Source organism: Zoogloea sp. (assembly GCF_028689785.1).
In the GTDB taxonomy this organism is placed as follows: domain Bacteria; phylum Pseudomonadota; class Gammaproteobacteria; order Burkholderiales; family Rhodocyclaceae; genus Zoogloea.
The window spans coordinates 16,183-34,594 of the sequence record NZ_JAQVCN010000019.1 but is presented as its reverse complement, the minus strand read 5'-3'; the positions used below and the strand labels follow the sequence as shown (position 1 = coordinate 34,594).

The 18,412-nt window shown below is 66.6% G+C and carries 20 protein-coding genes and 1 pseudogene; 2 read left to right on the top strand and 19 right to left on the bottom strand.

Going from position 1 to position 18,412, the window contains the following annotated elements:
- Positions 1-107: 107 nt before the first annotated feature.
- From PHI64_RS10560 to PHI64_RS10510, 11 genes and pseudogenes are all read right to left on the bottom strand, one after another.
- On the bottom strand, positions 108-908 hold the full coding sequence (locus PHI64_RS10560; RefSeq protein WP_299882389.1) for an HpcH/HpaI aldolase/citrate lyase family protein: 801 nt from the start codon (positions 906-908) through the stop codon (positions 108-110).
- A gap of 28 nt (positions 909-936) precedes the next feature.
- Positions 937-1,647: an NAD(P)H-dependent oxidoreductase gene (locus PHI64_RS10555; protein WP_299882387.1), complete on the bottom strand. Its 711-nt coding sequence runs from the start codon at positions 1,645-1,647 to the stop codon at positions 937-939.
- Positions 1,648-1,893: 246 nt separating this feature from the next.
- A complete protein-coding gene (locus tag PHI64_RS10550) occupies positions 1,894-2,322 on the bottom strand; it encodes a tautomerase family protein (RefSeq protein WP_299882385.1) in 429 nt (142 codons plus the stop codon).
- A 137-nt stretch (positions 2,323-2,459) separates the two neighbouring features.
- Positions 2,460-3,224 (bottom strand): SDR family oxidoreductase, encoded by a 765-nt coding sequence (locus tag PHI64_RS10545; protein WP_299882383.1) that lies wholly within the window; start codon positions 3,222-3,224, stop codon positions 2,460-2,462.
- A gap of 4 nt (positions 3,225-3,228) precedes the next feature.
- Positions 3,229-4,164, bottom strand: a complete 936-nt coding sequence (locus PHI64_RS10540) for a catechol 2,3-dioxygenase (protein WP_299882381.1) — start codon at positions 4,162-4,164, stop codon at positions 3,229-3,231.
- Positions 4,165-4,231: 67 nt separating this feature from the next.
- The gene (dmpG, locus tag PHI64_RS10535; protein WP_299882379.1) at positions 4,232-5,275 is read right to left on the bottom strand and encodes a 4-hydroxy-2-oxovalerate aldolase; all 1,044 of its coding nucleotides are present in this window, start codon (positions 5,273-5,275) and stop codon (positions 4,232-4,234) included.
- Between the two features lie 148 nt (positions 5,276-5,423).
- Positions 5,424-6,332 carry an acetaldehyde dehydrogenase (acetylating) gene (locus tag PHI64_RS10530; protein WP_299882377.1) on the bottom strand — a complete coding sequence of 303 codons (909 nt, stop codon included), beginning with the start codon at positions 6,330-6,332 and terminating at the stop codon, positions 5,424-5,426.
- Positions 6,329-6,544, bottom strand: a complete 216-nt coding sequence (locus PHI64_RS10525; protein ID WP_299882375.1) for a tautomerase family protein — start codon at positions 6,542-6,544, stop codon at positions 6,329-6,331. Before PHI64_RS10525 ends, PHI64_RS10530 begins: the two co-directional genes overlap by 4 nt.
- Positions 6,545-6,601: 57 nt before the next feature.
- Positions 6,602-7,399 carry a 2-oxo-3-hexenedioate decarboxylase gene (gene dmpH / locus PHI64_RS10520; RefSeq protein ID WP_299882453.1) on the bottom strand — a complete coding sequence of 266 codons (798 nt, stop codon included), beginning with the start codon at positions 7,397-7,399 and terminating at the stop codon, positions 6,602-6,604.
- 57 nt (positions 7,400-7,456) lie between these two features.
- Positions 7,457-8,248 (bottom strand): annotated as a pseudogene (dmpE, locus tag PHI64_RS10515) (2-oxopent-4-enoate hydratase); the annotation flags it as partial.
- 83 nt (positions 8,249-8,331) lie between these two features.
- Positions 8,332-9,792 (bottom strand): 2-hydroxymuconic semialdehyde dehydrogenase, encoded by a 1,461-nt coding sequence (locus tag PHI64_RS10510; RefSeq protein WP_299882373.1) that lies wholly within the window; start codon positions 9,790-9,792, stop codon positions 8,332-8,334.
- A 535-nt stretch (positions 9,793-10,327) separates the two neighbouring features.
- Between PHI64_RS10510 and PHI64_RS10505 the strand changes: the two genes are divergently transcribed.
- Positions 10,328-11,227: a DMT family transporter gene (locus PHI64_RS10505; RefSeq protein WP_299882371.1), complete on the top strand. Its 900-nt coding sequence runs from the start codon at positions 10,328-10,330 to the stop codon at positions 11,225-11,227.
- Here PHI64_RS10505 and PHI64_RS10500 read toward each other — a convergent pair.
- From PHI64_RS10500 to PHI64_RS10465, 8 genes are all read right to left on the bottom strand, one after another.
- Positions 11,224-11,778, bottom strand: coding sequence for a GNAT family N-acetyltransferase (locus PHI64_RS10500; protein WP_299882369.1), 555 nt, complete (start codon positions 11,776-11,778; stop codon positions 11,224-11,226). The genes PHI64_RS10505 and PHI64_RS10500 overlap by 4 nt on opposite strands.
- 28 nt (positions 11,779-11,806) lie before the next feature.
- Positions 11,807-12,784: a TerC family protein gene (locus tag PHI64_RS10495; RefSeq protein WP_299882367.1), complete on the bottom strand. Its 978-nt coding sequence runs from the start codon at positions 12,782-12,784 to the stop codon at positions 11,807-11,809.
- A gap of 334 nt (positions 12,785-13,118) precedes the next feature.
- Positions 13,119-13,640, bottom strand: a complete 522-nt coding sequence (locus PHI64_RS10490; RefSeq protein ID WP_299882365.1) for a hypothetical protein — start codon at positions 13,638-13,640, stop codon at positions 13,119-13,121.
- A 119-nt stretch (positions 13,641-13,759) separates the two neighbouring features.
- Positions 13,760-14,137, bottom strand: a complete 378-nt coding sequence (locus PHI64_RS10485) for a hypothetical protein (RefSeq protein WP_299882363.1) — start codon at positions 14,135-14,137, stop codon at positions 13,760-13,762.
- A complete protein-coding gene (locus tag PHI64_RS10480) occupies positions 14,138-14,911 on the bottom strand; it encodes a molybdopterin-binding protein (RefSeq protein WP_299882361.1) in 774 nt (257 codons plus the stop codon).
- Positions 14,912-15,655: an EI24 domain-containing protein gene (locus PHI64_RS10475; protein ID WP_299882359.1), complete on the bottom strand. Its 744-nt coding sequence runs from the start codon at positions 15,653-15,655 to the stop codon at positions 14,912-14,914.
- A 64-nt stretch (positions 15,656-15,719) separates the two neighbouring features.
- Positions 15,720-16,445 carry an N-acetylmuramoyl-L-alanine amidase gene (locus PHI64_RS10470; protein ID WP_299882357.1) on the bottom strand — a complete coding sequence of 242 codons (726 nt, stop codon included), beginning with the start codon at positions 16,443-16,445 and terminating at the stop codon, positions 15,720-15,722.
- 21 nt (positions 16,446-16,466) lie between these two features.
- A complete protein-coding gene (locus PHI64_RS10465; protein ID WP_299882355.1) occupies positions 16,467-17,372 on the bottom strand; it encodes a TraB/GumN family protein in 906 nt (301 codons plus the stop codon).
- A 56-nt stretch (positions 17,373-17,428) separates the two neighbouring features.
- On the opposite strand from PHI64_RS10465, the gene miaA reads away from it, so the two are divergent.
- Positions 17,429-18,388: a tRNA (adenosine(37)-N6)-dimethylallyltransferase MiaA gene (miaA, locus tag PHI64_RS10460; protein WP_299882354.1), complete on the top strand. Its 960-nt coding sequence runs from the start codon at positions 17,429-17,431 to the stop codon at positions 18,386-18,388.
- The last annotated feature ends 24 nt before the right edge of the window (positions 18,389-18,412 follow it).

Here is an 18,412-nt window from a genome sequence, read left to right as displayed (position 1 = left end):
CATGCCGGTGATCACAAGTCCATGGTCGAATGAACCCGACCCCACAGGCCCCGCAGCGCGGGCTGTGGGGCCACGTCAAACAGCAGAAAACGGCTTGTCCCCCATCCTCAGTACGAAGACCCCGGGGCGTCGCAAGACGCCCCGCCTTTGTATGACGCACACAGGCTGGATGTCGCCGCCGCCAGCAACATCGAATCCACCCCCACGGCGATGAAGCGCGCACCGGCCTCCCGGTAGCGCCCCACCAACTCCCGGTCGCCACACAACACCCCGCCAGCCTTGCCGCACGCAGCCACCCGGCTCAGGCCCTGTTCTATCATGGCCACGATCTGCGGGTGATTCGACTCCCCGAGCAGGCCGCAGGAGGCGGCCAGATCGGCTGCGCCAAAGAACACCCCATCCACCCCGTCCACCGCCAGGATCGCGTCCAGCTCGGCCATACCGGCGCGGGTTTCCACCTGCACGAGCAGGCACATGGCGTCATTGGCCCGCTGGGCATAGTCGCCAATGCGGCCCCAGCGGGAGGCCCGGGCAATCGAGCTGCCCACCCCTCGGATACCGGCCGGCGGGTAACGCATGGCCTCCACCAGATGGGCGGCCTGCTCGGCTGACTCCACCATGGGAATCAGCAGGGTCTGCACGCCGGTCTCCAGCAATTGCTTGATGAGCACATGGTCGCCCTGGGGGGGACGCACCACCGGCTGGGACGTGTAGGGCGCGATGGCCTGGAGTTGGGCAAAGATGGTGCGCAGATCGTTGGGGCCATGCTCGGCATCGATCAACAGCCAGTCAAAGCCGGCGCCAGCACAGATCTCGGCACTGAAGATCTCGGACAGGCCCAGCCACAGGCCGTATTGCAGATCCCCCGCCAGCAGGCGCTGCTTGAAGCGGTTCTCGGAAAATTCCATCGTGTGTCCCTCCGTATCGTCTGAAGCCTCAATCTACCGCAGGCCGGGGGCGCAGGTCCTGATCGAAATCGTCAACCGACGGGAAGCGTAGCGGCGCGCGCTCATCCAGGGTCAGCAGGTGCCGGCGGTAGCCCTGGAGAATCTCTGCACGGGCCTCGGGGCTGACGTAGGGTACATGCCAGGCCACATAAGGCGGCAGCACCGTCAGGCCGACGTAGCCGAGCATGCCGCGCAGGATGGGCTGGAGCATCACCTCCAGCTCGCCGTGGATGGCATCCGGCCCGAACATGTGGGCCTGGCCACCCAGGGAGATGGCCAGCATGGCCGACTTGCCCTTCAGCCCGCCCTTGTCGTAAATGCGCCGGCCGCCGTAGCAGAAGCCGGAAACGAAGACCCGGTCCACCCAGCCCTTCATGATTGCCGGCATGCCGTACCAGTAGATCGGGAAGTTGAAGATGATCAGGTCGGCCCACTTGAGCTTGTCGATCTCGGCCGCGATATCCGGCGCCAGGCGGCCCTTGTTGAAGGCGTTGCGCTGCTCCAGTGCATAGACGAGGTAGTCCGGGTTGGCCCGCTCGCCAAAGTCGGCAGCGCTGGCCACCGGGTTGAAGTGCATGGCGTAGAGGTCGGACACCTGCACCGCGTGGCCCTCCCCCTGCAGCAGGCGCACCGCCTCGTCCTTCATGGCGGCGTTGAAGGAGCGGGGTTCGTGGTGGGCAAAGACGATCAATACATTCATGCGTTTTTCCTTCAGCATCCAGCGAAAGCCGTTGGATCGAATTCAGCGCCCATCGCCAAAAAAAGCCCCTTCGCGAGCCGCCCTCACGAAGGGGTAAACACGACCGAATTCCAGAGAGGAGAGGATCGGCTTCGGTCGAGGGAGACATGGGCCCCCACGCTCACCCCACTCCGTGGGGATCGCTGCCCCCCGAGGGGGCGGGCGCCTGCCTTGGGACGGCCCGGCGGCAGGCTTGCCTGGGCCCTTTTACGCGGGTGGGCTGTCCTGGGCGGCACGGGCGGCGACTTCGTCTTTGCGGATGACGCTGGCGGGTTCTCCGGCGATGGCCCAGTCCTGGGGTTCGACGCGGCGACAGCTGCCACGGATCAGGTCGCGGCGTACGTCCAGGGTGTCCACCAGCAGGTCGGTGAAACGGCGCATCAGGCGATGCCGATCTTCCAGGGATCGTCCTTCGAGCACGATGAACTCGAAATACGGTGCGTGCAGCCCGTGGTGGGCGCACAGGCCGCCGGCCACGGCAAACTGCCCGGGGCGATGGGGTGTGATGAAGGCGCGGATGCGTTCCATGGGTGCCTTCAGCACTTCGGCGTAGAGCTGGCAGGCACCTACCAGCAGGCGTTCGTCCTGCTCAGGGGTGCTCATGCCTTCGACCAGATGAAAGTTCACAATGGGCACGGTGTAGCTCCTGGGCGATGTCTATTTGCTTTGTGGGGTCGAGTTCATTCGACCACGGACTTCCGGCCGGCGGCTGACCTGTGGATCAGGGTCGGGAGGTCGATTGAATGCGACCTCGCGGCACATCGCGGCCCCAGTCATGGCAGGCCGCGGCGACGGCCGGAATCCAGCATCAGGCTGGAGCCGGTCATGGCGTCGGCCTCGGGCGCCAGCAGCATGGACACCGCCCAGGCCACCTGCGCCGGGGTGGTGAAGCGGCCGATGGATGATTCAGCCAGCATCTCGGCCAGCACGGCGTCCACCGTGATGCCACGCTGTGCGGCCCGGTCGGCGGCAACCCGGCGCAGGCGCTCGGTATCGGCCGGGCCCGGGGCGATCAGGTGGGCTGTCACGCCGCGCGGGCCGTAGGCCAGGCTGAGCTGGCGCACCACATTCACCAGCGCGGCATTGGCCACCCCGGCCGAAGCGGCGTAGGCAGTGGGCTCAAAGCCGTAGTGGCCGCCTATGGCAACAATCCGTGACCCCGCTGCCAGCCAACCATCCACAGCACGGCTGAGGCGCAGCAGGCCCCCAACCTTGATGTTCACTGCATCCACCATGGTCGCGGTGGGCGCGGTGAGGATGCCCCCGGCCACAGTCACGCCCGGCCCATGCACCACCATGCGCACCGGCCGGTCCACCACGGCGGCAATCGCCGCGATGGCCGAGTCACTGGCGATGTCGGCAGCGCAGGCCACCAGCCCGGGCACCCGGTCTTGCAGGGCCGCCAGGGAATCGGCGCTGCGCGCCACCGCTACGACGCCCAGGCCGGCAGCGGCGAGGCGCTCGACCATGGCGTTGCCGAAGGCGCCGGTGGCGCCCACCACCACGGCCAGCTCGGCGGGAGAGGAGATCGTCGTCATGATGTCAGCCCGTCAGCACGGTCAGGAAGCTCTCGCGCACCACATTGTCCTGGGCGAATGTGGCATGCCCCAGCTCGGTGGTGTCCCAGGTGAGGGTCGGGGTGTCCGGGTAATGCACGTAGCCGCCGGAGAAGACCTCGTTGCGGTTGCCCGACGGATCGAAGAAATAGATGGTCGCGCCGCGGGTGACACCATGGCGGTTGGGGCCCACGTCCACCGGGATGCGGTACTTGCCGATGAGGTCGGCGGCGTGGATCACGTCGTTCACCGACTCCAGCAGGAAGGACACGTGGTGGAAGCGCCCCGGTGTGGGCTGCAGCACGAAAGCGATGTCGTGGGGCTTGGTGGAGCAGCTCAGGAACAGGGCCAGGGACTGGCCACTCTCGGCGTCGATGAGGCGCTCGCTCAGATCAAAACCGAACACCTCGGTGAACAGCCGCGCCGATTCGTCGATGTTCACACCGCCCACCAGGGCGTGATCGAGGCGGTTGATGCGGAAGCCACGGATCACCCCTTCGTCGGGCAACACCCCCGGGTTGAGCAAGGGCAGGCTGTTGCCGGTCTGCTCCTTGTGGGCGTACAGCTGCATCACATGGCCGCTGGGCAGGGTGAATTGCAGGCGCCGCCCACTCTTCGGGTACACCCCGGCCTCGATGTGCTCCACCTGCAGGCCGAAGGCGCGGATCCTGGGCTCCAGTTCAACCAGGGCAGCGTCATCGAAGACCTTGAAGGCAAAGTAGTCCATGCCCGACGACTCGGCCTCGCGCAGCACCAGGCAGTGGTGGTCGTGCTCGTCCCAGGCCTTGAAATACACCTGTCCGGCGGCGTCGGTCATGACCTCGTGCAGGCCCATGCGCTTGCCGTAGTGCTCGCGGGCTTCGCCCATGTCGAGTACGCGTATCGCCACTTCGCCCATGCGAAGCAATCCTCTGAGTGCCATCTTTGTCTCCATTGGTGGATGGGGGGTGCTACTGCGGGGCGCCTGCGTGGGCACCCCGTCCGTGTGTTCAGGCTGCCACGGCCTTGAGCAGGCCACGTTCCCTGGCCATGGTCATGGCGGTGTCCATGATCATGTCTTCCTGACCGCCGATCATCTTCTTGCGTCCCAGCTCTACCAGAATGTCCCGGGCGGGTACGCCGAAGCGGTCGGCGGCACGCTTTGAGTGGAGCAGGAAGGTGGAATACACGCCGGCAAAACCTAGAGTCAGGGATTCCCGATCGACGCGCACCACGTGCTCCATCATCGGCACGATGATTTCTTCCGCCACGTCCATGAGCTTGAAGAGATCCACACCGGTCTCGATGCCCATGCGCTCGCACACGGCGGCAAAGACCTCCAGCGGCGTGTTGCCGGCGCCGGCGCCCAGCCCGGCGGCAGAGCCGTCGATGCGGGTGGCGCCGGCCTCGATAGCGGCGATGGAGTTGGCGATGCCCATGCCCAGGTTGTGGTGACCATGGAAGCCGATCTCGGTTTCCGGCTTGAGCACGGCGCGCAGAGCGCCGATACGGGCCTTCACGTCGTCCGGCAGCATGTAGCCGGCGCTGTCGGTGACATACACCGTATGGGCACCATAGCTCTCCATCAGCTTGCCCTGCCGGGCGATGCCATCGGGGTCGTTGAGGTGGGCCATCATCAGGAAACCAGTGGTGTCCATGCCCAGCTTGCGGGCAAAGGCGATGTGCTGGGGTGCGGTGTCGGCCTCCGTGCAGTGGGTAGCCACGTGCACGCTGCGGGCACCGCAATCGTAGGCAGACTGCAGCTCCTTCATGGTGCCCAGGCCGGGGATCAGCAGCACCGACACCTTGGCCTGGGTCATCTTGCTGGCCACGGCGGAAATGTATTCCTCGTTGCTATGGGGGGCGAAGCCGTGCTGCAGCGAGTTGCCGCCCAGGCCCGCACCGTGGGTTACCTGGATATAGGGCACACCGGCCGCATCCAGGGCGGTGGCGACCTTGACCATCTGATCGACGCTGATCTGCTCGCGCTTGGCGTGCATACCGTCACGCAGGCACATGTCGTGCAGAGTGATTTTCCTGCCTTTGAGATCCATGGGTCTCTCCAATGTAAAGGGTGTGGCGATGCGGCCGTACCCGATAGGGGCGACTTCAGCCGCCCGCGGACTTCGATCGGCGAATGGCGCCGGGTATTCCGTGCGGATGGGCGACTGAAGTCGCCCCTACAAGTTGCCCCTGCGGTCGCTACACGACAGGCTCCAGCCTGATGCTGCCCTTGAGGATCTCCTCGGCGAACATCTCGGCGGTGCAGGTGGCTGCGGCGGTCATGATGTCCAGGTTGCCGGCGTAGCGCGGCAGGTAATCCCCCAGCCCGGCCACCTCCATGAACACCTGCACCTTGTTGCCGTCGTAGATCGGGCCATTCACCAGGCGGTAGCCCGGTACGTACTTCTGCACTTCACCGATCATCTGCAGGATGGATTCGGTGATCCTGCCGTGGTCGGGCTCATCATCGGTGAGGCAGGAGATGGTGTTGCGCATGATCATCGGCGGCTCGGCCGGGTTGATGATGGCCAGGGCCTTGCCCTTGCGCGCCCCGCCCACCTGCTCGATGGCGCTGGAGGTGGTGTAGGTGAACTCGTCCAGGTTGGCCCGGGTGCCGGGGCCCACCGACTTCGACGACAGGCTGGCCACGATCTCGGCATAGCCCACGCCCTGGATGCGCGACACGGCATTGACGATGGGGATCGTCGCCTGGCCGGCACAGGAGATCATGTTGACGTTCATCTCCACTTTCTCGGCGTGCTGGCGCAGATTGACCGGCGGCACGCACAGGGGGCCGATGGCGGCGGGCGTCAGGTCGATCATCATCACCCCCAGGGCGTTGAGCTTGCGGCTGTTCTCCGCATGCACATAGGCGCTGGTGGCGTCGAAGGCGATCTGGATATTGTCCTCCAGCACATGGGGCAGCAGCCCATCCACACCCTCGGCGGTGGTCTTGAGGCCCATCTCGCGGGCGCGGGCCAGCCCTTCGGAGCTGGGGTCAATGCCCACCATCCACACGGGCTCCAGCACCGGGCTGCGCTGGATCTTGTAGATCAGGTCGGTGCCGATGTTGCCCGAGCCGATCAGGGCGCAGCGGATCTTCTTCATGCGCTTTTCTCCTGGGCCCGGGCGGCGGCGCGCTGGGCCATGGTCTGGCCGGCCACGTAGAAACCGTCGCTGGCGTGTTCGGTAATCAGGATGCGCACCGTGTCGGCGCTGCAGTCGAGGCTCTTCGCCACGGCCTCGGTTACCGCAACGGCAACCCTGTTCTTCTGTTCGGTGGTGCGACCCACCATCATGTGCATCTCGATAATTGGCATGGGCTCTCTCTCCACGGGGTGGGTTGGGGCGAATGGGTTTCCTGCGGGGCCGTATCGCTACTCGACGAAGCGCATGGACACGCTGCCCAGCTCCTGGAAGCGGGCAATCACGTTGTCGCCGGGCTTGACCGCGATGGCTTCGGTGATCCCGCCGCTCATCACGAAGCTGCCGGCGGGCAGCCCTTCACCCAGCTCGGCCAGGATGTTCACCAGCATGGCGATAGCGTCGGCCGGGTGGCCGAGCACGGCGGCAGAGGCGGCCATGGCCACCAGCTCGCCGTTCTTCTCCATCACCACGCCCAGGGTTTCCAGGTTGATGTCGGTCACGTAGCGCGCCCGGCCGCCGCCCACAAAGCGGGCCGACGAGCCGTTGTCGGCCACCACGCTGGGCAGGTCGAACTTGAAGCCGGAGAAGCGCGAATCGATGATCTCCACCGCCGGCAGCACGTAGTCGGTGGCATCCAGCACGTCCTGGCGGGTGCAGCCAGGGCCTTGCAGGGCCTTCTTCATCACGAAGGCCACCTCGCACTCGACGCGGGGGTGCACCAGGTCGGCCGTGGAAATGGCCGAGTTCTCCGGGCGGGCCATGCGGTCGGTGAGAAAGCCGATGGAGGGCACGTTGACGCCCATCTGGACCATCTTGGCCTTCGAGGTCAGGCCGGCCTTCCAGCCCACCTGGGTGTGGCCTGCCGCCAGGAAGCGCTGACGCAGGGCCATCTGCACAGCGTAGCCGTCACCGATGGTCATGCCCGGATATTCGTCGGTCAGCTTGGGGATGGCACGTGCGCGGGTCTGAGCACCTTCGATGCGCTCGCACAGGCGCACGATGTCCTCGCGGCCCAGGGTCAGGTTCATGCCGGCGGTGCTGCTGCCGGGGCGGGCCTCGCTGGCAGGAGCGGCCGCGCCAGGGGTGGCGCTCTGCCCCGCAAACCTCACCCGACAACTCCCCAGGCCGCCCACCGTACACACCAGCTCGTCCCCATCCACCACGGGCACCAGGGCCGACTGGGAACCGGACAGGATCACCTCGCCGGCCTTGAAGGGGATGCCCAGCTCGCCCAGGGTGTTGGCCAGCCAGGCCACCGCGTTGGCGGGCGAGCCCTGCACGGCAGCGCCGACGCCGGTGGAGAAGAGCTCACCGTTCTTCTCCAGCACCATGCCGGCCAGGGTGATGTCCAGCTTGCGCGGGTCGCCCTTGGTTTTGCCCAGCACATACACGCCGCACGAGGCATTGTCCGCAACGGTGTCCTGGATCTTGATCTTCCAGTCGGTGATGCGCGAATCGACGATCTCGAAGCAGGGCAGCACGTAGTCGGTGGCGCGGATCACGTCCATGGCGGTGATGCCCGGGCCCTTGAGGTCTTCCTTGAGCACGAAGGCCAACTCGGCCTCGGCCTTGGGCTGGATCAGCTGGCCCAGGTCGATGGTGTCGCCTTCGCTGTACACCATGCCCGACAGCAGGATGCCGAAATCGGGCTGATACACGCCCAGAAAGTCCTGCACCGGCTTGCTGGTGGCGCCGATCTTCTTGCCGATCACTTTCTCGCCAGCCGCCACGCGGCGGGCCACGAAGCGCTCCTGGATGCGATAGGCGTCGGCGATGGTGATCTCCGGCTCACGCTCCAGCAGGGGGCGGATCGGACGGCGGCTGAGGAAAGCCTCGTAGAGCTCGTCGCCGTATTGGTGGATCTTCTCTTCGTTCATATGCATGTCCTTCCGGTACCGATCGGTCCGTCTTTGCTGCAAGTCCGCTGGCGACTGAAGTCGCCCCTACGGATTCCGCGCCGTCACAGCTTCACGCAGATGTTTCGGGTCTCGGTGTAGAACTCCAGGGAATGCACCCCACCCTCGCGGCCGATGCCCGACTGCTTCGACCCGCCAAAGGCCGTGCGCAGGTCGCGCAGGAACCAGCTGTTGATCCAGGTGATGCCCACCTCGATACGTGCTGCCATGCGGTGGGCGCGGGCCAGGTTGGTGGTCCAGATGGTGGTGGAGAGCCCGTAGTCGGTGTCGTTGGCCAGGGCCACCACCTCGTTCTCGCTGTCGAAGGGGCGGATGTGGCAGCACGGGCCGAAGATCTCCTCCTGCACCACGGCGGCGGTTTCGGGCAGGCCGGTCCAGATGGTGGGCTGCACCCAGGCGCCCTCGGCCAGCTCGGCCGGCATGTCGGGCACGCCGCCGCCGGTCACCACCGTGGCGCCCTCCTCCACCGCCTTGCGGTAGTAGGAAAGCACCTTCTGGCGGTGCTCCTGGCTGATCAGGGGGCCGTAGTTGGCGGCGTGGTCCTCGGGCCGGCCAAACTTCACCGCCTCGACCTTCATCTTGAGGGCCTGCACGAAACGTTCGAAGATCGGCCGCTCCACATATACCCGCTCCGTGCCCAGGCACACCTGCCCGGTATTCAGAAATGCAGAGCGGAAGATGCCGTCCACCGCCGCGTCAAAGTCGGCGTCTGCAAACACGATGCCGGCGTTCTTGCCCCCCAGCTCGAAGGACACGTCGCGCATGCCGTCGGAGGCGGCCTTCATGATGGCCGCGCCAGTGCGGGTCTCGCCGGTGAAGGTGATGGCATCCACGCCAGGGTGACGGGTCAGGAACTCGCCGGCCGAGTCCGGCCCGAAGCCCTGCACTACGTTGTAAACACCCTTGGGAACACCCACCGTGTTCATCACCTCGCCGAGCAGCGCGGCGGTGTGGGGCGACTCCTCAGAAGGCTTCACCACCACCGTGTTGCCACAGGCCAGAGCCGGGCCCACCTTCCAGGTCATCAGCAGGAAAGGGGCATTCCACGGGCTGATCACCCCGATCACCCCCTTGGGCACCCGGATGGCGTAGTTGAGGGCACCCCGACCGTCGGGCGTGGACATCTGAAAGGACTCGGCCGGCACGTTCTTGACCACGTCGGCAAAGACCTTGAAATTGGCCGCACCGCGAGGAATGAACACATGGCGCATGACATGGGAGGGCTGGCCGGTATCGGCCATTTCCGCGGCCACGAAGTCCTCGAAGCGGCGGGTGATCTCGTCGGCCACGCCGTAGAGCAGGTCGACCCGCTGCTCCAGAGTCAGGCCACCCCACTCGCCATTGAGGGCCGCTCGGGCGGCACACACCGCTGCGTCCACCTCGCCCCGCCCTGCCTCGGTGATGCGGGCGATGACCCGGTTATCCACCGGAGAACGCTTTTCGAAAGTCCTGCCGCTGTGGCCGGCGGTGTATTCCCCGCCGATGAAATTCTCGATGAGACGCATGCTTAAACCCCGATCAATGGTCTGAAGTGCCCGAACCCGCAGGTCCGGTATGGGAGGCAGTCTATGAACGGGGACACATACCGTCCAATACCTAATAACTTTGTCTCCAATACCTACCAGGTATCAACAGCACGCCCCCTTGGGGTCGAATTCACTCGACCTCCCCGCGCTGCATCACAGGCAGGCCGGTGACCGGAAGTCCGTGGTCGAATGAATGCGCCCCCACACAAGCGCGGCCTCTCAGCCTGCAGCACGCACTGCGGCACCCCGTGGGGTCAAATTCATTCGACCTTCGCGCATTGAGCGATCGGCATGCCGGCCCTTGACGCATTGCGTGTCCGGCCGCGAGAATGAGGCCATGCCTTGCCCTTATATCGCCTGCCCCCTGCTGCCCGCCCGCCGTCGCGCCCTGCGCGCATGGCGCGTGGCCGTCCGTCCGGGGCCGGGATCGGGTTGATTGCTTAGTCGCTTCACCGATTTCACGACAGGCCGCGGATTTCCCTCCGCGGCCTTTTTCATTTTCAGGAGTCACCCCATGTCACTGCCCGCTGCCTACCTCGGCATCATCCTGATCTGGTCCACCACGCCCCTGGCCATCCAGTGGAGCACCGAAGGCATCGGCTTCGCCTTCGCCGTGCTCGCCCGCATGGCCATCGGTGCGCTGGTGGCCGGGCTGCTGGTGCTGGTGTGGCGAATCGGCTTTCCGCTGCATGCCCGGGCGCGACGGGCCTACCTGTCGGGCGGTGTCGGCCTGTTCGGCGCCATGGCGCTGACCTACTGGGGCGCCCGCTATGTGAACTCCGGGCTGGTGGCAGTACTGTTCGGCCTGTCCCCCCTGTTCGCCGCAGTGCTGGCGGCCGTGTTCCTGGGCGAACGGGCCCTCACCCCGGCGCGCCTCGCCGGCACCCTGCTGGGCGCTGCCGGGCTGGGGGTGATCTTCGTGCACGGTGACAGCCTGGGCGGCGAGCATGCACTGGAAGGCCTCGCGGCCCTGCTGGCCGCGGTGCTGGTGTACTCGGGCAGCCTGGTGTCCCTCAAGCACATCGGTGACGACAGCCCGCCCCTGGCCACCACCGTGGGCACGCTGACCGTCGCCCTGCCCTTCTTCACCCTGGTGTGGCTACTCAGCGACGGGCACCTGCCCAGCGCCGTTCCGCCCCGTGCCGGTGCAGCCATCGTCTATCTCGGGGTTTTCGGGTCGGTACTGGGCTTTGCCCTTTACTACTACGTGATCAAGCACCTGGACGCCTCGCGGGTGGCGCTGATCACCCTGATCACGCCCGTGCTCGCCCTGCTGCTGGGAAACCTGCTCAACGGTGAGGTGATCAGCCTGCGCCTGTGGGCCGGCACCGGGTTGATCCTGCTCGGTCTGGCCGTGCACCAGGGCGAGTTGTGGCGGCCGCTGCTGCGCCGCCTGGCAGGAAGCGGCGGCTAGACGGCCGAGAAGGCCGCGTGATACTCGACGCAGCCGGCCAGCCCCTCCAGGTGGCCAGGCTGCAGTTCGAGGATCATGTAGGCCTCGTCGGGCACCTCGCCGGAATCCATGTAGGTGCAGCGGATACCGTGGTGCGACGCCGGCACGAAACCAAAGCGCGGGTAATAGCCGGGGTGGCCGAGCACGACCACTGCACCGGCTCCGGCCTCGCGGGCCCGCTCCAACCCGGCTTCGACCAGGGCCGAGCCCACGCCGCTGCGCTGATAGCCGGGCAGCACGGCCAAGGGTGCCAGGGCCATCAACCGCGCCCGGAGGTGACCCGGCAGATGCACCGGGGTGAAGAGGATATGCCCCGCGATCACCCCCTTGTCGTCAGCCACCAGGGACACGTAGGGAAAGGTGTGGCCGCGCAGGGCATCCACCAGGTCGGCCTCGGCGCTGCCCTCAAAAGCAGCCACATTCAGTTCATGCACGGCGACAGCATCGGCCGGGGTTTCATTGCGGATCAGCACGGCAGCAAACGGTATCGGAACACCAGGGCCCGGCAGCATGCCCCACGCAGCCTGGCCCCGTCCACCCTCAACCCTGCCGGGGCGAGGTCTTCAGGCGGTCCTTGCGCAGGGACAGCACCACCGAGGTAGCAATCAGCAACGCCACCACGCCCAGGGAGATGCCCACCGGAATCTTCACCACATCCAGCAGCAGCATCTTGGTGCCGATGAACATCAGCACCGCCGCCAGGCCGTACTTGAGCAGCGAAAAGCGCCCGGCGAAGTCGGCCAGCAGGAAATACATGGCACGCAGGCCGAGGATGGCGAACACATTGGAGGTGAGCACGATGAAGGGGTCTGTGGTGATGGCGAAGATCGCCGGGATCGAATCCACCGCAAAGATAACGTCGGAGATCTCCACCAGCACCAGGGCCAGGAACAGGGGCGTGGCATAGCGCACCCACCTGCCGCCCTCCTCCTTCATCACGAAGAAGCGCTCATGGTGAAACTCGCTGGTGATCTTCATGTGGCCACGCAGCCAGCGCAGCAAGGGGTTCTTGTCCAGGTTCTGCTCGTGGTCGGCAAACCACATCATCTTCACGCCGGTAAGCAGCAGAAAGCCGCCGAAGAGATACAGCACCCAGTGGAACTGGCTGATCAGCCAGGCCCCCGCGAAGATCATGCCGGTACGCATCACGATGGCACCCAGCACACCGTAGACCAGCACCCGCTTCTGCAACTCGGGCGGCACGGCAAAAAAGGAGAACAGCATCAGCCAGACAAACACGTTGTCTACGGCCAGGGCCTTCTCGATCAGGTAGCCGGTAACGAACTCCAGCGCCCGGGCATTGGCTAGCTCGCGCCCCACCGACCCGTCCAGATACCACCATAGGGCGCCGGCAAACAGCATTGCCACGCTAACCCACACCACGGTCCAGATACCCGCCTCGCGGACCGATACCTTGTGCTCCTTGCCGCCCCCCACCACAAACAGGTCGATGGCCAACATCACCAGCACCACGGCGGCAAAGCCCGCCCACATCCACCACGTACCGATACTTTCCATCACGTCTCTCCCAAATCGGAACCAAACAAAAAGGCCTTTCGTCCGGCAACGGCGAAAGGCCTTTGAGTTGGTCCGGCAGGGGAGCCGGTTTACCTGAAGACACTTCGCCATCACGGCAAAGGTCTTGCTCACAGCTACCCGAAAAACCCGGCAACTGCCTGGCGGCCGGAAGATACCCGCAGACATCACGGCATTCTTCGTACTGACGACCCACCAGTGTGGAGCTACTCCCCCTTGGGACTTCCGAACTATAGAAGGCCCGGGAGGCGGTTTCAAGGGAAATCCACGCTTAACGTGAACGTCGCCGATGAATTCGACCAGCCCGCCCTGCGCGTCAGCCCTCCTCGGGCAGCATATCCATGAAGCGCATCTCGATGGTCGTCACGTGGGCCACGCCCACCTCGGCAGCGATCACGCGGCAGCGGGCGAAGGCCTGCAGCAGCTCGTCCCGGGTAGTGGCCTGGCGCAGCTGCTCGCGGATGGCCACATCCCGGGTGCGCAGGCTCTGCTCCATGGCGTCGAGCAAGTAAAAACGCGCAAGGGCCAGGGAACGCCGCCGGTCGGCGGGGGCCGTGGCGCGGGTCTTCGGGTCAAGCGAGGCCCGACTGGCGGGCTCACCGGCGTGAGATGGATGGGGCGCCGGCACCGGCCGAGGCGTGATCAGCCCCCGCGCCAGCAACTCGGTGAGGCCCTCGCCTACCGCCGGATCGGCCACCAGCTCCCCCAACTGGCGCAGCGTGCGCCGGCCATCCACCAGGATCAGCAGCGTGCGCAGGCGCGGTGGCAGTCGCCCGGCGCGGGTCGCAATCTCTTCCCCACCCGCCGCAGTCTTCCCCGGCATCCAGTTCGAATCCATCACGCCCTCCGGACATCATCCCAATCGGAGGGCGAGGGTAAGGGATGAATGATTCAGGACGGTGACAGCCGGCAAAGCCACCTGCCATCGTGGGGTCGAATTCGGTCGACCGCGGACGCTTACCCGCGCCCCGGCTGGCGGTGGCGGAAGCTGGCGGGGGCGTGGGCAAAGATCACGGAATACACCAGGATTCCCCAGAACAGCAGCGGCCGCGCGGCGTCATCGGCCACAAACCAGCCGAGCAGGGCAAACTTGACCAACAGGGACAGGCCGGCGTATTCCCGCAGCCACACGGGGTTGGACCAGGCATCCAGGGCCGCCATAACCAGCCCCGAGGCCACCATCAGCAGCACGAAACCATCGGCCGGACGCCCTGGCGGGGCCAGCAGCCCAGCCCCCACGCCCACCACGCCGGCGATGTGGGCCGCGCGCAGCCCCACCACCAGCCAGCGCCGGCCAGGAAAATCGCGATAGCTGCCGGCTGCGTCCTTGCTCACTCACAAGCTCCGGGCCGGCTCCCAGGCGTAAGCGCGCTGGCTCATCTCGGCGGTGATCAGCGCCATGGCTTGCTCCACCCGCGCGGCGGGGCCCTTCATGCCCAGCTCGATGTGGCGACGCCCGCCCTCACCACCGACGCTGGGCAGGCTGAACAGGGTGGCATCGGGAAAGTCGGCGGTAATGCGCTCCATGAAATCGATGAGATGCCCTTCCAGAGCGTCCCAGACGATGATGGACGCTTCCACGTAGTCGGCCTTGTGATGCAGGTGGGCGAAGCGTGTGTCGAGCACCCACTCCACCATGGGCCAGGCCATCACCGGAAAGCCCGGCACGAAGAAGTGGTTACGGATGGAGAAGCCCGGAATGCGGTTGTAGGGGTTGGGGATGATCTCGCTGCCTTCCGGATAGACACCCATCTGCAGGCGCTGGGGCGTGGTCTCGTCACCGAAGCGGGCGCGGATCTCGGCCTCGGCCTCGGGGTGCAGGGCCAGGGGCAGGCCCAGAGCCTCGGCAGCGGCCTGACGGGTGTGGTCGTCGGGCGTGGCACCGATACCGCCAAAACTGAACACGATGTCATTGCCGGCAAAACTCTCCTTCAGGGTCTGGACCAGACGCGGGCGCTCGTCGCCCACGTAGCGCACCGAGGCCAGGCGCAGGCCCCGGGCCTTGAGCAGCTCCAGCACCTTGCCCAGGTGCTTGTCTTCGCGGCGACCGGAGAGCAGTTCGTCGCCAATGATGAGTGCGCCAAAGGACGGCGCCGCGTTGTCAGTCATTTACTTTACCTCGATGATGTTCTCGCCCTGCCGGCTCACCCGCAGGGCCGACAGCAGGTAATGGACAAAAGCCAGCCCGGAGAGTGCCGGCGCAAACAGATTGACCAGGGGCACATGGGCCAGCACCGCACCCAGCAGGCCCACGCCAAACAGGCTGCTGGAATGGCGTGCGGGCAGATCCTTCATCTCGAAGCCGTCGGCGTGGGCCATCAGGGCGTCGTAGCGGAAGGCGCGCTGGTTGAGCCAGGCGGTGAGCACCAGGGAAATCACCAGTCCGACCCCTGGAATCAGCCACAGAGGCAGGCTCAGCACCAGCAGCAGCACAAACTGCACGACCGCCACCAGCGCATTCCACACACTGCCCATCTGGCTACCGCCCTTGCGCCGGGCGATGTCGGCGTAATCCTGGGCGGCCACCTTCTCGGCCATCAAGGGCAGGGCCACCGCCGCCACCAGAAAGGCCGCCGTCACGTAGATGATGGGTAGGGCCAGCACCACCAGGCCGATCTTGAACATCACCAGGGCCACCATCAGGGCGCTGTCGGTGCTGGCCAACCAGCCGCCCACCAGAGGCATGGCGGTGATCAGGCCGGTGCCCAGCTCGATCAGCGTGCCCCAGCTGGACACCAGCAGGGTCGTCCAGACGCTCATTGCGAGCAAGGTCGGCCACATGAGATGCCACAGCACGCCCGGCCGGGTCAGACTGCGGGCAGCAGAAAAGTAGGACAGCAGTACGGTCTTCATGATGTCGATGGCGCAGGCCGGTCAATTCGTTCGGGTGGCATTCTGGCCGATCCGGCGGCGCCGGTCACGGGGCAGCGACCACGCCGCAGTGCTGCAGCCCATCCACCACGGCTTCGGCGGTGAGGGCCCGGCGCTCGGGCGTGGCCAGGGCGCGCTCCTCGTCCCGGTTGATGATCACCCCGGCCTCCAGCAACACCGCCGGCACCGTGGCCGTCTTGAGCACCACCAGATTGTCATAGAAATACACCCCGTTGGCCTCATCGGCCCAGGGCCGGGCCACGCCCTCCGACGACACCCCGTGATGGGTGGCCACCGGCAACCCGGCCCGACGCAGGGCCGCCCCGATGGCGCTGGCACAGGCCAGGCTTTCGTCCAGCCGGGGGTTGAGGCGCGACACGAACAACGAGAAGCCGGCAAAGCCCTCGGCATGGCGCAGGGCCCGCCCCTGCCAGACCCAAGGCTGGAGGTACTGCTCTTTCACTGAATCGTGATGCACCGACAGGAAGAAGCCCGCCCCTGCCGCCTCCGCCTCCCGGGGCCGGGCGCGCAGATCGGCCATCTCGCCCCGCTGGCCGATCAGGCGCACGGGCGTACCCGCCGATGCAAGCCGGGCCGCCAGCACCGCGGCCAGGGCGTGGTTGTACTCAAACTCGGTGACGCCATGGGCACTGATGGCCCCGGGCTTGTCCAGGTAATGGCCGACATCGACAGCCACCGGCACGCCGGCCAGTGCCTGCAGAGCCATCAGGCTCAGGGCCAGCCCCGCCGCCTGCGTGAGCATGGGGTTCATGAACATCATCCGGCAGGTGGCTCAATCCGCTGCGGCGGCAGGCGCCTCCACCTGCGTCAAGGTGTAGCCTCGCCGGGTGAGCTCGGCCAGCAGGCCTGCGCTACCGCCAAAGTGCCCGGCCCCCACTGCCACGAAGGGCCGCCCGCCCCCCTCCAGCCGGCGCAGCAGGGTATCGACCATCTCCCGATTGCGCCGGTCCAGCATTTCTTCAAACAGGGGCGCCATGTCTGCACTGGCCATCTCCTCCCGCAACAGCACATCCAGGGCCGCCACGTCGCCGCCGCGCCACGCGTCGAGCATGCGCCGGAAGTAGGCCCGAGCCTCGCCCGACTCGATCAGCTCGATCACCTCGGTCAGGCTGGCCACCTGGGCCGCGTCGCCGCCCCCGGCCATGGCTTGGATCTGCCGCTCCACGGTTTCCAGGGCCCACAGGGGCTTGCCCCGCTCCCGGGCCTGACGCGCCAGCCACAGATCCACCCCCTGCTCGGTGCGGAAGCCCGCCAGCTCCGCCACCCGGATAGTCAGCAGGGTGCTCACCATCCACGGCTGCAGGCGCTGCACCGCCTCGGGGGGCAGGCCCAGGCGGGTGGACGCCAGCACCAGGCGCGGCCGCAGAGCCGGGGGCAGCCGGGTATCGAGCTGCGTCCCGGCCGGCAGCACGGCCGCCTCGCCGAGGCGGCGCATCACCGCCGGGTCTTCCAGATCCAGCTCAAGGGCCAGGCTGTCAGCCTCGGCCAGCGCCCCCTGCACCGGCGCCGGCAAGGGAAAGCAGGCCGCATCACAAACATGGATGGTGCCGTAGAGCCAGGCCCGCAGCCCACCCGCACCATCCCGCAGCTCCCACAGGAACAGCGGCGAAGCAGCGGACGCCAGCCCCGCCCACAGCATCAGCCACACCACCACCAGGGCCCGCCAGGCCCGACTCATCCTCATGCTCATAGGGCAACCCCACCCGCTACAATGCGCGTCCAATTGAAAGGCGCATGATGCCCCAAACCTCCCCGCTTCCGCCCGCCATCCTGCTCATGGGCCCCACCGCCAGCGGCAAGACCGCTTGCGCCCTGGCCCTTGCCCGCAGCCTGCCGGTGGAGATCATCAGCGTGGACTCGGCCCTGGTGTACCGGGACATGGACATCGGTACGGCCAAGCCCAGCCGCGACGAGCAGGCCGCCTGCCCCCATCACCTCATCGACATCCTCAGCCCCGAAGAAGCCTACTCCGCAGCCCGCTTCTGCCACGACGCCCGGCGCCTGATGGGCGAAATCAGCGCCCGCGGGCGCATACCCCTGCTGGTGGGCGGCACCATGCTGTATTACAAGGCCCTGCGCGAAGGCCTCTCCGACCTGCCCGAGGCCGACCCCGCCCTGCGCCGCGAAATCGAAGATACCGCCGCCCGGGACGGCTGGCCGGCACTGCATGCAGAGCTGGCCAGCCTCGACCCCGACGCTGCCGCCCGCCTGGAACCCAAGGACGCCCAGCGCATCCAGCGCGCCCTCGAAATCGTACGCCTCACCGGCCAGCCCCTGGCCGCCAGCTACGCCCGCCGCGAGAGCGCCGCCGACACCCACCGCCTGATTCCCCTGGCCCTCACCCCCGGCGACCGGGCCGTGCTCCACGCCCGTATCGAAAGGCGCTTCGACACCATGCTGCTGGCCGGCTTTGTGGACGAGGTGGAGCGCCTGCGCCGCCACTACCGACTCGACGCCAGCCTGCCCTCCATGCGCTGCGTCGGCTACCGCCAGGCCCTGGAATATCTGGAAGGCCACTGCAGCCTCGCCACATTCCGCGACAAAGGCATCTTTGCCACCCGTCAGCTCGCCAAACGCCAAATCACCTGGCAACGCAACTTCCGCGACAACTGGGGCGACCTGCAGGAACTCGACTGCCTTGCCCCTGACCTGGAAGCCCGGGTAGCCGAAGAGGTGATGACCCGGCTGGGCTGAGCATGCCGGTCGAAGAACGCGGGC

What these genes read in the sequence shown, in the direction of transcription:
- dmpH (WP_299882453.1), bottom strand. Translation starts at nt 7,399, where the DNA reads ATGAACCTGACCCTGGGCCGCGAGGACATCGTGCGCCTGTGCGAGCGC.
- PHI64_RS10530 (WP_299882377.1), bottom strand. Translation starts at nt 6,332, where the DNA reads ATGAAGAAGATCCGCTGCGCCCTGATCGGCTCGGGCAACATCGGCACC.
- PHI64_RS10465 (WP_299882355.1), bottom strand. Translation starts at nt 17,372, where the DNA reads ATGAGTCGGGCCTGGCGGGCCCTGGTGGTGGTGTGGCTGATGCTGTGG.
- miaA (WP_299882354.1), top strand. Translation starts at nt 17,429, where the DNA reads ATGATGCCCCAAACCTCCCCGCTTCCGCCCGCCATCCTGCTCATGGGC.
- PHI64_RS10470 (WP_299882357.1), bottom strand. Translation starts at nt 16,445, where the DNA reads ATGAACCCCATGCTCACGCAGGCGGCGGGGCTGGCCCTGAGCCTGATG.
- PHI64_RS10490 (WP_299882365.1), bottom strand. Translation starts at nt 13,640, where the DNA reads ATGGATTCGAACTGGATGCCGGGGAAGACTGCGGCGGGTGGGGAAGAG.
- PHI64_RS10495 (WP_299882367.1), bottom strand. Translation starts at nt 12,784, where the DNA reads ATGGAAAGTATCGGTACGTGGTGGATGTGGGCGGGCTTTGCCGCCGTG.
- PHI64_RS10540 (WP_299882381.1), bottom strand. Translation starts at nt 4,164, where the DNA reads ATGGCACTCAGAGGATTGCTTCGCATGGGCGAAGTGGCGATACGCGTA.
- PHI64_RS10525 (WP_299882375.1), bottom strand. Translation starts at nt 6,544, where the DNA reads ATGCCAATTATCGAGATGCACATGATGGTGGGTCGCACCACCGAACAG.
- PHI64_RS10555 (WP_299882387.1), bottom strand. Translation starts at nt 1,647, where the DNA reads ATGAATGTATTGATCGTCTTTGCCCACCACGAACCCCGCTCCTTCAAC.
- dmpG (WP_299882379.1), bottom strand. Translation starts at nt 5,275, where the DNA reads ATGGATCTCAAAGGCAGGAAAATCACTCTGCACGACATGTGCCTGCGT.
- PHI64_RS10545 (WP_299882383.1), bottom strand. Translation starts at nt 3,224, where the DNA reads ATGACGACGATCTCCTCTCCCGCCGAGCTGGCCGTGGTGGTGGGCGCC.
- PHI64_RS10475 (WP_299882359.1), bottom strand. Translation starts at nt 15,655, where the DNA reads ATGAAGACCGTACTGCTGTCCTACTTTTCTGCTGCCCGCAGTCTGACC.
- PHI64_RS10500 (WP_299882369.1), bottom strand. Translation starts at nt 11,778, where the DNA reads ATGCTGCCGGGCCCTGGTGTTCCGATACCGTTTGCTGCCGTGCTGATC.
- PHI64_RS10510 (WP_299882373.1), bottom strand. Translation starts at nt 9,792, where the DNA reads ATGCGTCTCATCGAGAATTTCATCGGCGGGGAATACACCGCCGGCCAC.
- PHI64_RS10480 (WP_299882361.1), bottom strand. Translation starts at nt 14,911, where the DNA reads ATGACTGACAACGCGGCGCCGTCCTTTGGCGCACTCATCATTGGCGAC.
- PHI64_RS10560 (WP_299882389.1), bottom strand. Translation starts at nt 908, where the DNA reads ATGGAATTTTCCGAGAACCGCTTCAAGCAGCGCCTGCTGGCGGGGGAT.
- PHI64_RS10505 (WP_299882371.1), top strand. Translation starts at nt 10,328, where the DNA reads ATGTCACTGCCCGCTGCCTACCTCGGCATCATCCTGATCTGGTCCACC.